Origin of the sequence: Streptomyces lydicamycinicus, assembly GCF_000829715.2 — a bacterium.
In the GTDB taxonomy this organism is placed as follows: domain Bacteria; phylum Actinomycetota; class Actinomycetes; order Streptomycetales; family Streptomycetaceae; genus Streptomyces; species Streptomyces lydicamycinicus.
On sequence record NZ_BBNO01000010.1, the window covers coordinates 130,944 to 145,185 of the forward strand.

General features: G+C 73.1%; 9 protein-coding genes. 5 read left to right on the forward strand and 4 right to left on the reverse strand.

Annotated features, from left to right (window positions below):
* The first annotated feature begins 280 nt into the window (after nt 1–280).
* The gene (locus tag TU31_RS31390; RefSeq protein ID WP_042160906.1) at nt 281–2,425 is read left to right on the forward strand and encodes a SpoIIE family protein phosphatase; all 2,145 of its coding nucleotides are present in this window, start codon (nt 281–283) and stop codon (nt 2,423–2,425) included.
* Nucleotides 2,426–2,697: 272 nt separating this feature from the next.
* Here the strand turns inward: TU31_RS31390 and TU31_RS31395 are convergent, their stop codons facing one another.
* Nucleotides 2,698–4,095 (reverse strand): NADP-dependent succinic semialdehyde dehydrogenase, encoded by a 1,398-nt coding sequence (locus tag TU31_RS31395; protein WP_042161420.1) that lies wholly within the window; start codon nt 4,093–4,095, stop codon nt 2,698–2,700.
* 744 nt (nt 4,096–4,839) lie between these two features.
* Here TU31_RS31395 and TU31_RS31400 point away from each other — a divergent pair.
* Nucleotides 4,840–5,550, forward strand: coding sequence for a L,D-transpeptidase family protein (locus TU31_RS31400; RefSeq protein ID WP_370682782.1), 711 nt, complete (start codon nt 4,840–4,842; stop codon nt 5,548–5,550).
* A gap of 148 nt (nt 5,551–5,698) precedes the next feature.
* Nucleotides 5,699–7,222 (forward strand): M81 family metallopeptidase, encoded by a 1,524-nt coding sequence (locus tag TU31_RS31405; protein WP_042160909.1) that lies wholly within the window; start codon nt 5,699–5,701, stop codon nt 7,220–7,222.
* 62 nt (nt 7,223–7,284) lie between these two features.
* Here TU31_RS31405 and TU31_RS31410 read toward each other — a convergent pair whose 3' ends face one another.
* The 3 genes from TU31_RS31410 to TU31_RS31420 all read right to left on the reverse strand — a co-directional run bounded on the left by TU31_RS31410 (nt 7,285) and on the right by TU31_RS31420 (nt 12,208).
* On the reverse strand, nt 7,285–8,559 hold the full coding sequence (locus TU31_RS31410; protein WP_245698925.1) for an MFS transporter: 1,275 nt from the start codon (nt 8,557–8,559) through the stop codon (nt 7,285–7,287).
* 100 nt (nt 8,560–8,659) lie between these two features.
* Nucleotides 8,660–10,060 carry a glutamine synthetase family protein gene (locus TU31_RS31415; protein WP_042160913.1) on the reverse strand — a complete coding sequence of 467 codons (1,401 nt, stop codon included), beginning with the start codon at nt 10,058–10,060 and terminating at the stop codon, nt 8,660–8,662.
* An 84-nt stretch (nt 10,061–10,144) separates the two neighbouring features.
* A complete protein-coding gene (locus tag TU31_RS31420) occupies nt 10,145–12,208 on the reverse strand; it encodes a SpoIIE family protein phosphatase (RefSeq protein ID WP_042160915.1) in 2,064 nt (687 codons plus the stop codon).
* Between the two features lie 206 nt (nt 12,209–12,414).
* On the opposite strand from TU31_RS31420, the gene TU31_RS31425 reads away from it, so the two are divergent.
* Both TU31_RS31425 and TU31_RS31430 read left to right on the forward strand, forming a co-directional pair.
* Nucleotides 12,415–13,284 (forward strand): TetR/AcrR family transcriptional regulator, encoded by an 870-nt coding sequence (locus TU31_RS31425; RefSeq protein ID WP_042160917.1) that lies wholly within the window; start codon nt 12,415–12,417, stop codon nt 13,282–13,284.
* A gap of 50 nt (nt 13,285–13,334) precedes the next feature.
* Complete coding sequence (locus TU31_RS31430) at nt 13,335–14,222, forward strand: beta-keto acid cleavage family enzyme (RefSeq protein ID WP_042160919.1); 888 nt, start codon at nt 13,335–13,337, stop codon at nt 14,220–14,222.
* The last annotated feature ends 20 nt before the right edge of the window (nt 14,223–14,242 follow it).

Here is a 14,242-nt window from a genome sequence, read left to right on the forward strand (position 1 = left end):
CTTGCTGGTCAGACCGAGACCGCGGCGGCCGGTCGGGGGCCGGCCGGCGCTCCCCGCCGGCCCGGTCTTCCCCGCGTACCGGAAATGCGGGTCCCGCGGCCCGCGCCTAGGGTGTTCGCATGGCCGCGTTCCGGTGGATATCGGCCCCGGTCAACGGCCCGCGACCGAGGGCGCGAGGGGTGCTCGGCGCGGTGTCGCGGGCTGCCGTCCCGATGCGCCGCCGCCCGCGAGAAGCGGGCCCGCACGTCCCGCGCGGCGGGGTCACGAGGCACGGCACACCATGACCGGCCCGCCCCTGGAACCGTCCGACAAGGACTATGACCCCCGGGCCGACCGGGCGTGGCGGCATGTCGCGGAGGACACCCCCGGGGTGTCGCACCGGGAGCCCATCGGACTGCGTGAGCGGCTCTCCCTCAACCGGATGGGCACCTTCGACTGGGATCTGGACCGCGGTTCCATGGCCTTGGACGCCGGCGCCATGGAGGTCTTCGACCTCCGCCCGGACGAATACGACGGCGCACCGATGTCCCTGGTCACGCGCGTGCCGCCGGAGGAGGGACTGCGGCTCGACGAGGCGCTCTCCCAGGCCCTCCAGGACGGCCACTCGTCGTACGGGGCCTACTTCCGGCTCCAGTGCCGCGACGGGACCCAGCGCTGGACGCATTCGCAGGGGCGGATTCTGCACGACGCGGACGGGAAGCCGTACCGGATCATCGGCATCGTCCGGGAGGCGACCAGCGAGCTGGCGGACTCCGCGCTGCTGCGGTCGCTCCAGCAGGAGCGGCAGCGGCAGACCGTGATGGTGCAGCAGACCACCGCCGCGCTGGCCCGTGCGCTGTCCGTCAGGGATGTGACCCGGGTGCTCACCGGGGCCGGCGGCGCCCGCCGGTTCGGCGCGGACGGACTGGTCCTGGGGCTGGTCGAGAACGACCAGTTCGAGGTCATCGCCACCGCCGGGCTGGAGGGCGAGGTGCCCGACGACATGATGGTGTCACGGCTGGACGACACCCTGCCGCTGGCCGACGCGGCACGCTCCCGGCGGTCCATCTTCCTCAGCAGCCGCGGTGAGCTGATCGCCCGCTATCCGCGGCTGCGCCCGTATACGGACGTGCTGCCGGCGGGCAGCGCGGCGTTCCTGCCGCTGATCGCGCAGGACACCGTCATCGGTGCGCTGGGGCTGTTCAACGCCGAACCGGCGGTGCAGTCGCCGGAGGCCAGGAACCTGGCGCTGGCGCTGGCCGGTGTCGTCGCGCAGTCGGTGCAGCGGGCGACCCTCTTCGATCAGGAGCGGGAGTTCGCGACGGGCCTTCAGGCGACGATGCTGCCGCGCCGGCTGCCGCCCCTCACGGGCGGCGCGGTCACCGTGCGCTACCACCCGGCGAGCGTCGGGCGGGACATCGGCGGCGACTGGTACGACGTGATCGCGCTGCCCCAGGGGCGGACCGGGCTGGTGGTCGGCGATGTGCAGGGCCACGACACCCATGCGGCCGCCGTGATGGGCCAGCTGCGCATCGCGCTGCGCGCCTATGCCAGCGAGGGGCACTCCCCGGAGACCGTGCTGGTGCGGGCCTCCCGCTTCCTGGCCGAGCTGGACACCGAGCGCTTCGCGACGTGTACGTACATCCAGGCCGATCTGGAATCCGGGGCACTGCACCTCGCGCGGGCCGGCCATCTCGGCCCGCTGATCAGCAACAGCTCCCGGCACATCGACTGGCCCGAGGTCCGCGGCGGCCTGCCGCTGGGCCTGGCCACGCACTTCGGGCACGACCACTTCCCGGAGACCCAGCTGTTCCTGGAGCCGGGGTCGACGCTGCTGCTGTGCACCGACGGCCTGGTGGAACAGCCCGGCCGGGACATCTCCGCCGGTATCGACGCGCTGTCCGCGGCGGTCCGCGCCGGGCCCACGGACCTGGAGGCGCTCGCCGACCGGCTGTCGGACCATCTGTGGGCCGATCCCGGCTCGGAGGACGACATGGCCCTCCTGCTGCTGCACCGGCTGCCCGGCCCCGGGGGCGCCACCACCCCGCGGCTGCGGCTGCATGTGCATCAGGCCGATCCGTCGGGCGCCGCGGAGGTCCGCTCCGCGCTGCGCCGCACACTGGACCAGTGGCGGGCGGGCGCCGTGATGCACAACATCGAGGTCGCCGCCTCCGAGCTGATCGCCAACGCGCTGACGCACACCGAGAGCGGCGCCCTGGTCTCCGTGGAGCTGCTGCCCGGCACCCCGCGCCGGATCCGGCTGGAGGTCGAGGACCGCTCCAGCCGGTGGCCACGGCGGCGCAACCCCGGCGAGACCGCCACCTCCGGCCGGGGCCTGATGCTGGTCGAGGCGCTCGCCGACGCATGGGGCGCGGAGCCGCGGGGCGCGGGCAAGGCCCTGTGGTGCGAGTTCGCGGTGCCGGACACGGCGGATCTGACGCACTGAATTCCCGTGCCGGGAAAGCCGATTGGCGGTATCTGGGCTCTGCCGGAGGCCGTCCACCGGCCCTCGGACCACCGGCCGGCCGGACCGTCATCGTCGGGCGACGACATTCTGCGCCGCGGCCGCCGCGGTCCGCCCCGGTCCACGAGGGGCCGAGCCGACCAACCTGGCCGTTGGCCGACTCGGCCTAACCGGAACGTACCCGCTCCCGTCCCCCACGAACCGCTCCGGCAGGCGCACCCGCAGAGGCCAACTCCGTTGTGGCGTCCGGGTTCTCAGTCCTCCGGCCCGTACCACAGCGTCGTCATATTGCAGAACTCCCGCATGCCGTGCCCGGAGAGCTCCCGACCGTAGCCGGAGCGCTTGGCGCCGCCGAACGGGAGGCCCGGGTGGGAGGCGGTCATCCCGTTGAAGAAGACTCCGCCGGCCTGAAGATCGCGGGCCAGCCGGTCCTGTTCGTCGGGGTCCCGGGTCCAGGCGTTGGAACTGAGCCCGAACGGTGTGTCGTTGGCGATCCGCACCGCCTCGTCCAGGTCGGCGACGCGGTAGAGCGTGGCGACCGGCCCGAACGCCTCCTCCTGGTGGATGCGCATCTCGGAGGTGATGCCGGACAGCACCGTCGGCTCATAGAACCAGCCCGCGCGGTGCTGCGGTGGCCGCTGTCCGCCACACAGGGCGGTGGCGCCCTTGTGGACCGCGTCATCGACGAGCTCCTCCAGGTCGGAGCGGCCCTGTTCGCTGGAGAGCGGCCCGACATCGGTGTTCTCGTCCATGGGGTCGCCGACCGTCAGCGCGGCCATACGGCTGGTGAACCGCTCGACGAACGCGTCGTAGACGTCCTCGTGCACGATGAACCGCTTGGCCGCGATACACGACTGCCCGTTGTTCTGGACGCGCGCGGTGACGCCGACGCGGGCCGCCTTGTCGAGGTCGGCGGAGGGGAGCACGAGGAACGGGTCGCTGCCGCCGAGTTCGAGGACGGTCTTCTTGACCTCGTCGCCGGAGACGGCGGCCACCGCGCGGCCGGCCGGTTCGCTGCCGGTGAGGGTCGCGGCGGCGATCCGCGGGTCGCGCAGGATCTCCTCGACGGCGCCGGAACCGATCAGCAGGGTCTGGAAACAGCCCTCGGGGTAGCCGGCACGGCGGAAGAGTTCCTCGATGTACAGGGCGGTCTGCGGGACGTTCGAGGCGTGCTTGAGCAGCCCGGTGTTGCCCGCCATCAGGGCGGGCGCGGCGAACCGTACGACCTGCCAGAGCGGGAAGTTCCAGGGCATCACCGCGAGCACGGTGCCGAGGGGGCGGTAGCGCACCACGGCGCGCCGCGCGCCGGAGTCGCTGACATCGGCGGGGTCGGGGTGCTCATCGGCGAGCAGCGCCTCGGCGTGGGTGGCGTACCAGCGCATGGTCTTGGCGCACTTCGCGGCCTCCGCGCGCGCCTGGGCCAGCGGTTTGCCCATCTCCGTGGTCATGGTGCGGGCGATGCCGTCCTGGTCGGCGTCGAGCAGGTCGGCGGCCGCGAGGAGCAGTTCCCTGCGGCGGGCGAAGCTCGTGGTCCGGTGCTCCTGGAAAGCCTGCTCCGCCCGGACCAGATGATCTTCGATCTCGCCCGCGTTGAGCGCGTCGAAGGTCTTCAGGGTCTCGCCGGTGGCCGGGTTGACCGTGGCGATGGCCATGATCAGCACCTCCTTGATGGTGCGGGGACGTGGTACCCGCGGTATACGGGGCGGAAGTCCGGGCGGCTCCTAGGAGAGCGGCGAAGGGGCCGGGGACGGCTCCGGGACCGGGTCGGGATCGGGTCCGGGCGGACGGGGTATCGGCGACGGTTCCGGCGGTATGGGTTCGGGCGGCGTGGGCGGGACCGGCGGGCCGGGGAGCGGGTCCGGGACGGGGTTCGGCGGTGGGCCCCCCGGATCCGGCGTCGGCTGCGGTTCTCGGTCGAGCGTGCGCTCACTGCACGTATACGGTTGCCGCTGCACTGCGGGCCTCCAGAATGAGACGGCTAGTGGCACATCAGCCCCCGTACCCGAGTTTCGCCCGTCCATGGCCCCGGCGCACGGCGGATTGCCGCGGACGGGTTGCGGACGGGCGGGGCGCGGCGTATATGACCCGATCGGGCGTCGCCGGGCACGCCGGTCACGCCCTACCGTGCGGTCATGCCCATGACGTGGACCGGGACCCGGACGAGGATGAGGACGAGGACGACGCCGCGCCGGGCGGGGACCGGCGGCGGGGTCGGGCGCGTGGCGGTGACGCTGCGGGCGAGGGGCCGCGGCACGGTCTGGGGCCTGGCGCTGCGGGCGAGGAACCGGAGCAGGACCGGGGGCCTGGCGCTGCCGGCGAGGACCCGGACCAGGGCCGGGGCCGGGGCTCTGTCGGGGAGCGCACGACGCAGGCTCGGCGCAGGCGTCGTGGCGCTGCTGTCGGCGGCCGGTGTGGCGCTGGGTGCGCCTGCCGCCCCCGGTGCGGCGGCCGCGCCACCCGCCGTCTCTCCCGGCCCCGGCGGCCCCCTCCCCGCCGCGATGGCCGACACCGGCGGCGGCACCCAGCTCATCACCGCCCGTGCGCGGACCCTGGCCGCCACCACGGGGACCGTGCAGTGGTGGCAGCGGCACAACGGCCGCTGGCGACTGAGGGGTTCGGCACCGGCCCGCTTCGGAGCCGGCGGACTGGCCGAGGGCGGCAGCCGGGTGCAGGGCACCTCGACCACCCCGACCGGCCTGTACGACCTGCCCTTCGGCTTCGGGGCCGCCCCGGCACCGCCCGGCACCACGATCCCGTACCGCAGGGTCGGCGCGCACTCCTGGTGGTGCGAGGACAACGCCTCCGCCTCCTACAACCGCTGGGTGGACCCGCTGCCCCCGGACTGCGCGGCCGCTGAGTCCGAGCGGCTGGCCGGCTACCCGACGCAGTACAGCCGGGCCCTGGTCATCGGCTTCAACTACCACCGCCCGGTGCGCGGCCGCGGAGCCGGAATCTTCCTCCACGTCCACGGGAAGGGCGCCACGGCCGGCTGCGTCTCCGTACCGGCAGGGGCGATGGCGCGCATCCTGTCCTGGGTGCGACCGTCCACGCATCCGCATATGGCCATCGGCACGGCGTCCGGAGCGACGGCGCTGACTCACTACTGACCGGGGGCGCGGGGCGAGGCGTACGGCGGGTAATCGGTCCACCGCGGCACCGAACTCCTGCCCGGCCGGCGGGGTCCGTTGTCCACCTCCCGCCCGCCCAACCGGGTCTGCTGCCCAACTCCCGTCCGCCCAGCGGAAAGTGAGCCCCATGTCCACCCCGACCAGCTCCCGGCTCCGGATCGGCATCGGCGGTATGGCCATCGAGTCCAGCCAGTTCTGCCCGCACCGTTCGGCCTACGACGACTTCCGCGTCACCCGGGGGCGTGCACTGCTGGACCGCTACACCTGGACCCGGCCGGACAGCGATCCGGCCGGGCTGGTGGAGTGGGTACCGCTGGTGCATGCCGTCGCGGTGCCCGGCGGGCCGGTCGAGAGTGCCGCCTACGACCGCATCAAGGACGAACTGACCGGCCGGATCCGGGAGACGGGCCCGCTGGACGGGCTGGTGTACGACATCCACGGCGCCATGAGCGTGGTCGGACTGGACGACGCGGAGGCCGATCTCACCGCCGCGGTACGGGCCGCGACCGGCCCCGGCACACTGATCTCGGCCTCCATGGATCCGCACGGCAACGTCTCGCGCCGTTTCGCCGAGCACCTCGATCTGCTCACCGCACACCGTATGGCCCCGCACGAGGACGCCTGGGAGACCCGGGAGCGGGCCGCCCGCAAGCTCGTCGAACGGCTGGTCCGCGGGCTGGGCCGCCCGTACCGGGCCTGGGTGCAGATTCCGGTCCTGCTGCCCGGTGAGAAGACCAGCACCCGGCTGGAACCGGCCGCTTCGCTCTACGGGCGGCTGGCCTCGGTCGAGGCGCTCGACGGGGTCGTGGACGCGGCGATCTGGGTGGGCTACGCCTGGGCCGACGAGGCACGCTGCCGGGCCGCCGTGGTGGTCACCGCGGACGATCCCGAACTCGCCCTGGCGCAGGCCGGATCGCTGGCCCGCGCGTACTGGGACGCACGCCGCGACTTCGTCTTCGCCGGCCCGACCGGGGACGCCGACACCTGCATCGCCCGCGCCGTCGCCTCCTCCGCCCGCCCGTTCCTGATCAGCGACTCCGGCGACAACCCCACGGCCGGCGGCGCCGGGGACCTCGCGTACATGCTCGGCCGCCTGCTGGCCGACGAGGACCTGTCGAGCGGCCGGGTCACGGCGCTGCACCCGGGCATCACCGACCCCGAGGCCGTCGCCGTCTGCTGCGCCGCCGGGGTCAGCGCCGAGGTCACGCTCAGCGTGGGCGGCCGGTTCAGCGCGGGCACCGGCCCACACGCCGCACCGTACGTGCTCACCGGCACGGTCACCGCCGTGGACGAACCGGCGGGCCCGGACTCCGGCGCGCCGGGCGGGAGTCCGGCCCACGACGGCGGCGGCCGGTCCGCGGCCGTCACCTGCGGCGGGGTGACGGTCGTGCTGACCGAGCGCCGGAAGCCGTTCCACACCCGCGCGGACTTCGGCGTTCTGGACCCGCTCGCCTACGACCTGGTGGTCGTCAAGATCGGTTACCTGGAACCCGAGCTGTACGAGATGGCCGCGGACTGGCTGCTCGCCCTCACCCCGGGCGGCGTCGACCAGGACCTCCTACGCCTCGGACACCACCGCGTACGGCGTCCCCTCTACCCCTTCGATGACGAGGGCTTCGAGGAACCGGAATTGCATCCGGTGCTTCTGTAGGGGCGCCGCCGGGGGTACCCCCACCGGGCGCTCGACGGGGCGCGTCCTGGCATACGGGGCCCTCACGGCTGTGGGTCGCGGGCGTCGTAGCGGGCGAAGGCGCGGCGGGCGAGGCCGAGCGCCGTGACGGTCAGGATGCAGGCCAGGCCGCCGCCGATGACCGCGGCGGCCGGGGAGGTCAGGTCGGCCGCGGAGCCGGCGAGGAAGTCGCCGAGGCGTGGGCCACCGGCCACCACCACGATGAAGACACCCTGGAGCCGGCCGCGCATCGCGTCCGGTGTCGCCGCCTGAAGCATGGTGCTGCGGAAGACCATCGAGACGGTGTCCGCGCAGCCGGCCACGGCCAGGAAGAACAGCCCCAGCCACAACTGCCGGGAGAGCCCGAAGCAGGCGATGGCCGCGCCCCAGGAGGCCACCGCGATCAGGATGGCCAGACCGTGCCGGCGGATCCCGCCGAGCCAGCCGGAGAACAGCCCGCCCAATACGGCGCCCACCGCGGGCGCGGCGACCAGCAGGCCGACGGTCTTGGCGTCCCCGCCGAACCAGAGCACCGCGACCGCCGGGAACAGTGCGCGCGGCTGGGCGAGCACCATCGCCGCCAGGTCGGAGAAGAACGTCATCCGCAGATTCGGACGGGTGGCGAGAAAGCGCAGGCCGTCCAGTACGGAGGCCCGGCGCCGCGGCCCCTCCCCCTGGTCGGGCCGCATGGACGGCAGCCGCCACATCGCGTAGAGCGAGCCGCTGAAGGCCACCACGTCGATCAGATACGCGGTCTGATAGCCCCACAGCCCCACGATGACCCCGCCCAGCATCGGCCCGCCCATCAGACCGAGGTTGCCGGTCAGGGAGTTGAGGGCGTTGGCGGCCGGCAGCTGCTCGGTGGGCAGCAGCCGCGGGATCATCGAGCTGCGGGCCGGTGAGTTCATCGCGAAGCAGACGGCCTGGCAGGCGACGACGGTGTAGAGCAGCCAGACCCGGTGGTACCCGGCCAGCGCGGCGGCGGCCAGCACCAGGGACATCACGGTCGCGCCCAGGGCGCTGTAGAGGCCCAGTTTGCGGCGGTCGACGGTGTCGGCGATGGCGCCGCCGTACAGCCCGAAGATGACCAGCGGCACCAGGGAGCACAGACCCACCAGGCCGACCGAGAAGGTGGAGTGGGTGATGGCATAGACCTGGAGGGAGACCGCGAGTGCGGTCATCTGCTGGCCCATCCAGGAGATGGTGTTGCCACACCAGAGACGGCGGTAGTCCGGGGAGGTGCGCAGCGGGGTCAGATCGGCGAATATCCGGGAGCGCAGCGGTATTTCGCCCTTTTCGGAGGTCGTTGTAGGGGGCACGCGGCAGTAAAGCACGTGACGGGGGCGCGAGGGGCGCCGGGGCGGGAAGAGGCGCTCCGGCCGCTTGCCCCTTACGGCCGGAGCGTACGGGCGGTCCCCCTCACCACCGCCACCGAGTGGCCGCGGCGATCTCCTCCGGCTCGCAGCCGGCGAAGTGGGCCTCCTCGGCGCGCCGGACGGCGAGGACCGCACCGTGCAGGACCTCGCCCATCGCCTCGTACAGCGGGGCGGACTTCTCCAGCCGGTCGGCCGCCTCGGTGAGGGTGGCGGGGAGCCGTACGATGCCGCGCCGGGCGCGTTCGCGGACGCCGAGGGTGCCGGGGTCGCCGGCGTGCGGGGCCGGCAGCTGGGCCGCGGTCTCGATGCCGTGCAGCCCCGCGGCGAGGACCGCGCCGACCGCGAGATACGGATTGGCGGCGGCGTCGAAGGTCTTGACCTCGGCATGGCCGCCGTCCGCGTCGTCGGGGGCGCCGGTGATCAGGCGCAGCGCCGCCTCCCGGTTCTCCACGCCCCAGCACTGGTAGACGCCGGCCCAGTGCGAGGGCTGAAGCCGCAGATAGCTGGCGGGCGAGGGGCAGCCGATGGCGAGCAGGGCGGGCAGCGCGTTCAGGACGCCGCCGAGGAAGGCCACCGCGTCCGGTGCCAGGCCCCATGAGGCGTCCGGCGTGCGGTGCAGGCTGCTGCCGCCGCGGTACAGACCGAGGTGGAGGTGGCAGCCGTTGCCGACCTGTCCTGCGACGAACGACGGGGCGAAGGAGGCACGCAGGCCGTGCCGGACGGAGACGGCGCGGACGGTCTCGCGGACCAGCACCACGTCGTCGGCGGCGCGGACGGGATCGGCCGGGGCGGTGGTGACCTCGAACTGGCCGGGCGAATACTCGGGGTGGAGCTGGAGGACGTCGATGCCCTGGACGGCCAGCGCCTCGGTGACATCGCGGAGGTAATCGGAGAGTTCCACGACCCGGGTCATGCCGTAGGCGGGGCCCGCGCAGGGGTAGTCGAATGTCTCGTCCGGGCCGGCGGCGGCCGGGTGGGGCCCGTCCGGGGCGCGGGTGACCACCCATTCCGTTTCGAAGCCCATCCGCAGCTCCAGCCCGGCAGCGGCGGCCCGCTCCACCATCCGCCGGGCGAACTGCCGCTGGCAGGCGGGGTGCGGCCGGCCGAGCTGGTCGTAGCGGTCCGCCGGGGCCCAGGCCCAGCCGGGCTGGGCGGCGAGTACGGTGACGCGGTCCAGGTCGGGGAAGAGCCGCAGGTCACCGTCGGGCCCGCCGAGGTGCTCGGATTCGGTGATGGCGTCGTCGGAGGTGAAGACGTCGAATACGGGCGACATCCCGACGCCGCGCTCCGCGGCAGCCGGGAGCCGTTGCGCCGGAATGGTCTTGACGCGGGTGATGCCTGCGTTGTCCACCCAGGTCAGCGCCACGTTCCGGACGCCTTCCGCCTCCAGACGCGCCGCCAACTGGCGGGCTTCCTCGCGCTGTTCCGCAGCCCGCGTTCCCATAGAGCCGTCCTCACTCGACCGTGCCGAAGCCTCGGCACCCGTGCCCGCTGATCGCCCTTCCCGGTGCGCCTCGGCGCCGACCGGTCAGGAGCAGTTGAACTCGCACCATACGCACTTTCCACTGCCGCGCGGTTCCACACCCCAGACGTCCGCCAGGCGGTCCACGAGGAGCAGACCGCGGCCGGAGACGCCGGCCTCGCCCGGTTCGCGGCGTCGCGGCAGGCTGCTGGAGTGGTCCTCGACCTCCAGCCGCAGCAGCCGCCCGACGCTGTGCGGCATACGGATGTTGACCACGGCCTCGCCGTCGGTGTGCAGCAGCGCATTGGTGATCAGCTCGTCGGCGACCAGTTCGATCTCCTCGGCACGGTCCGCCGCGCCCCAGGCGCGTACCGCGGCCCGGATCATGTGCCGGGCGGCGGAGAGTCCCTCGGGGTCGGCCGGCGCGATGTGCTGGCGGAACCGTCCGACGATGTCGTGTGTCGGAGCGCCCAGCCGGCGCAGCAGCAGCAGCGCCATATCGTCCTCACCGGTCCGGTCGCCCGCCGATTCGCAGAGCCGGTCGGCGAGTTGCTGGACGTCCTGGGGGCCGTCGCGGACCTCTCGGGCCAGCTCCCGCATCCCGATGTCGAGGTCGGTGCCAGGCTGTTCGACGACGCCGTCGGTGCACAGCAGCAGGGTGTCGCCGGGGGCGAGCTGGACGGTGGTGACCGGGTAGTCGAGCCGCCGGAATTCGGAGGAGATACCGAGCGGCAGCCCGCCGGCCACCGGCAGCCGGCGGCAGAGGCCCTCGGCGTGCCGCAGCAGCGGGTCGATATGGCCGGCCCGGACGATCCGGGCCGAGCCGGTGCTCAGGTCGGCGTCGACGTAGGTGCAGGTGGCGAAGCGGTCGGTGTCCAGTTCGTTGAGGAAGGCGGAGGCGCGGCCCATGACGGTGGCGGGGGCGTGCCCCTCGGCGGCGTAGGCGCGCAGCACGATCCGCAGCTGGCCCATGAGAGCCGCGGCCTGGGTGTCATGGCCCTGGACGTCGCCGATGACGGCGGCGACCCGGCCGTCGGGCAGCGGGATCACGTCGTACCAGTCGCCGCCGATGTCCCGGCCCATCCGGGCGGAGCGATAGCGGACGGCGATCTGGGCGCCGGGGATGCCGGGGATCCGGCGCGGCAGCATGGCCTGCTGGAGGCCGGCGGCGAGATCGTGCTCCTGGTCGTAGAGCATGGCGCGGGCCAGACTCTGCGCGATGCTGCTGCCGAGCGCCACCAGGACGTTGCGCTCCTGGTCGCGGAAGTCGCTCTCCCGCTCGAAGAACAGACCGATCACCCCGATCGGACGGCCCTGTGCGATCAGCGGCAGATAGGCGGCGGAGTTGACGTTCAGCGGCTCGATGGCCGGCCACAGCCGGGGGTAGTTGTGCCGGAATTCCGCGCGGCTGCACACATAGCGCGGGGTGAGCGTGCGGACGACTTCGCTCATCGGGAATTCGTCGCCCACCCGCGTGTATTCGAGGTCGGGCACAAAGCTGCCCGCCTTGCCCTCGGAGATCAGCCGGATGCGTCCCGCCTCGACCAGGCCCAGAATCACGTTCTCCGCGCCCAGCCGGCTCAGCCCCTGCTCATCGGCGAGCACCGCGATCACTTCACCGACCGTCCTGGCGTGGGCCAGGGCGGCGGTGGTGCGCTCGACGACGCTGGTGTGCCGCCGGCGCTCCTCATCTCCGGCGAGCCGCTCCGCCGCGTGGGTGTATTCGTGGCTGGCGTCGCGGACCACCCCGATGATCCTGCGCGGCCGGCCGGTGCTGTCCCGGCGGATGCTGCCCTGGCTGTGCGTCCAGCGCAGCTCACCGTCGCGCAGCCGGACCCGGAAGTAGGCGCCGTAGGAGTCGCTGCCGTCCTTGAGCGCCCGGGCGACCAGGGCGTCGAGACGGGCCGCCTCATGGGCCGGGACACGTGTGTTGAGGGTGGCCGGGCGGTCGTCGTACTCCCCAGGGAGCATGTCGAAGACCTCGAGGGCGGGCGGGTCCATATGCATCAGCCCGCTGTCGAGGTCCCAGTCGAAGCCGCCCATGCCGTTGAGGGCCAGGGTCAGGTCCGGGTGGGCGGGCCAGTCGTCCGGCACCGACACGGTGGGCCGCTTCGCTCCCCGGTCAGCCATGTCGTCACTTTGCCACATTCACCCGGATTGCGGCGTCCCCAGACCATTTATCCGCGATCATCGCGGCAGCGGTCGCCACGTCGCTGACTCCACTCTCAGGTTGCCCGCACCACCGCACCCTGGGCCCAGCTGTACCAGGCCAACACACCTGCACCCGCCACCCCGCCCGTTGCGATGTTCTCAACGCGCTGTTACGGTCCCGGACCATGGAGGACACCCCCGGAGACCGGGTCACCGACGAGGCCGGAGAGGTCACGGACCGTGTCCGGCAGGTGATCGGCCGGCTCGGATGCAGCCAGCGCGAGTTCGCCCGCCGGATCGTGATGGACCCCTCGAAACTGTCCAGGTCACTGGGTGGCACCCGGCGTTTCACGCTGGCCGAGATCGTGCGGATCGCGGATATCGGGGCGGTCGACACCGGCTGGCTGCTCGGCGCCCCGGAGCGGCCAGCGGCGCCGGCCGGCCGCGAGCCGGCCGCCGTGCCCGAGGGCGGCCGGCCGCTCCAGCTCGTGCGGGAGACCGTCCGGCTGATCGCCGAGCACGGCTTCCACGGCGTACGGGTCACCGATATCGCCGCCGCCTGCGGCACCAGCCCGGCCGCCGTCCACTACCACTTCCCCGGCCGCGACGAGCTGCTGGAAGCGGCGGTGCGCTGGTGCATGGACGAGGACACCGCCCGCCGCGCCGCGGAGTCGGCCGCGGCCCCCGACGCACATGCCGAGCTGCTCCAGCTGATCGCGCTACAGATCCCGCGCACCGGGCAGCAGCGCCGCCAGTGGCTGGTCTGGCTCGATCTGTGGGCCGAGGCCGCCCGCTCCACCGCCGTGGGGCGGCTGCACGAGCACTACTACCGGCAGTGGCGCACCACCGTCGCCGAGGTCGTACGCCGCGGCGTCGACCAGGGCGTCTTCCGCACCGTCGATCCGGAGTTCACCGCGCTCCGGCTGACCGCACTGATCGACGGCCTGGCCACTCAGGTGCTCGCCACCGCTCCGGACAGCACCGGCCCCGACACCATGCACACCGCACTGCTGGCCTTCGTGGAGAGCGAACTCACCCCCGCCCCCACGGTCTGACGCCGTTTCCCGCCGAGCCCGAGGCACCCACCCCCGTAGAAGGGACCCCCGTGAACCACGAGGTCATCATCACCTGCGCGCTCACCGGCGCCGGCGACACCGTCCGCCGCTCCCCGCACGTCCCGGTGACGCCCGAGCAGATCGCCGCGTCGGCCGTCGAGGCGGCGGCCGCGGGCGCCGCGGTGGTGCACATCCATGTCCGCGACCCCGGCACCGGCGAGCCGTCGCGCGACCCGCGGCTGTACGCCGAGGTGGTGGAGCGGATCAAGGAGACCGGCACCGACGTCGTCATCAACCTCACCGCCGGCATGGGCGGCGACCTGGTGATCGACCCCGACCGGCCGCTGCGGCAGCTGCCCGGTACGGACCTGGTGAGCGGCCTGGAGCGGCTGCCGCACGTCGAGGAACTGCTGCCCGACATCTGCACCCTGGACTGCGGCTCGCTCAACTTCGGCGACGGCTCCAACCTCTATGTCTCCACCCCCGACATGCTGCGGGCGGGCGCGAAGCGCATCCAGGAGCTCGGCGTACGGCCCGAGTTGGAGATCTTTGACACCGGTCAGCTGTGGTTCGCCAAGCAGTTGCTGGCCGAGGGGCTGCTGGACGACCCGACCGTCTTCCAGCTGTGCATGGGCATCCCGTGGGGCGCACCGGCCGACCCGGGGGTACTTCAGTCGATGGTGCACATGCTGCCCGAGGGTGCCCGGTGGGCGAGCTTCGCGCTCGGCCGGATGCAGATGCCGTGGGTCGCCCAGTCGATCCTGCTCGGCGGGCATGTGCGGGTGGGCCTGGAGGACAACCTGTACCTCAGCAAGGGCGTCAAGGCCACCAACGGGCAGCTCGTCGAACGCGCCGTCCAGATCACCGAGTTGCTCGGCGCCACGGTCGCCACTCCCGACCGGGCACGCGCCCTCCTGGGCCTGAAGCCGCGCACCTGACCCGCCACCACACTCCCCCG

Bases quoted from the DNA above. Each gene is read 5' to 3' on its own strand.
- TU31_RS31395 (WP_042161420.1), bottom strand. From the start codon at position 4,095: ATGGCCATCGCCACGGTCAACCCGGCCACCGGCGAGACCCTGAAGACC.
- TU31_RS31425 (WP_042160917.1), top strand. From the start codon at position 12,415: ATGGAGGACACCCCCGGAGACCGGGTCACCGACGAGGCCGGAGAGGTC.
- TU31_RS31415 (WP_042160913.1), bottom strand. From the start codon at position 10,060: ATGGGAACGCGGGCTGCGGAACAGCGCGAGGAAGCCCGCCAGTTGGCG.
- TU31_RS31420 (WP_042160915.1), bottom strand. From the start codon at position 12,208: ATGGCTGACCGGGGAGCGAAGCGGCCCACCGTGTCGGTGCCGGACGAC.
- TU31_RS31405 (WP_042160909.1), top strand. From the start codon at position 5,699: ATGTCCACCCCGACCAGCTCCCGGCTCCGGATCGGCATCGGCGGTATG.
- TU31_RS31390 (WP_042160906.1), top strand. From the start codon at position 281: ATGACCGGCCCGCCCCTGGAACCGTCCGACAAGGACTATGACCCCCGG.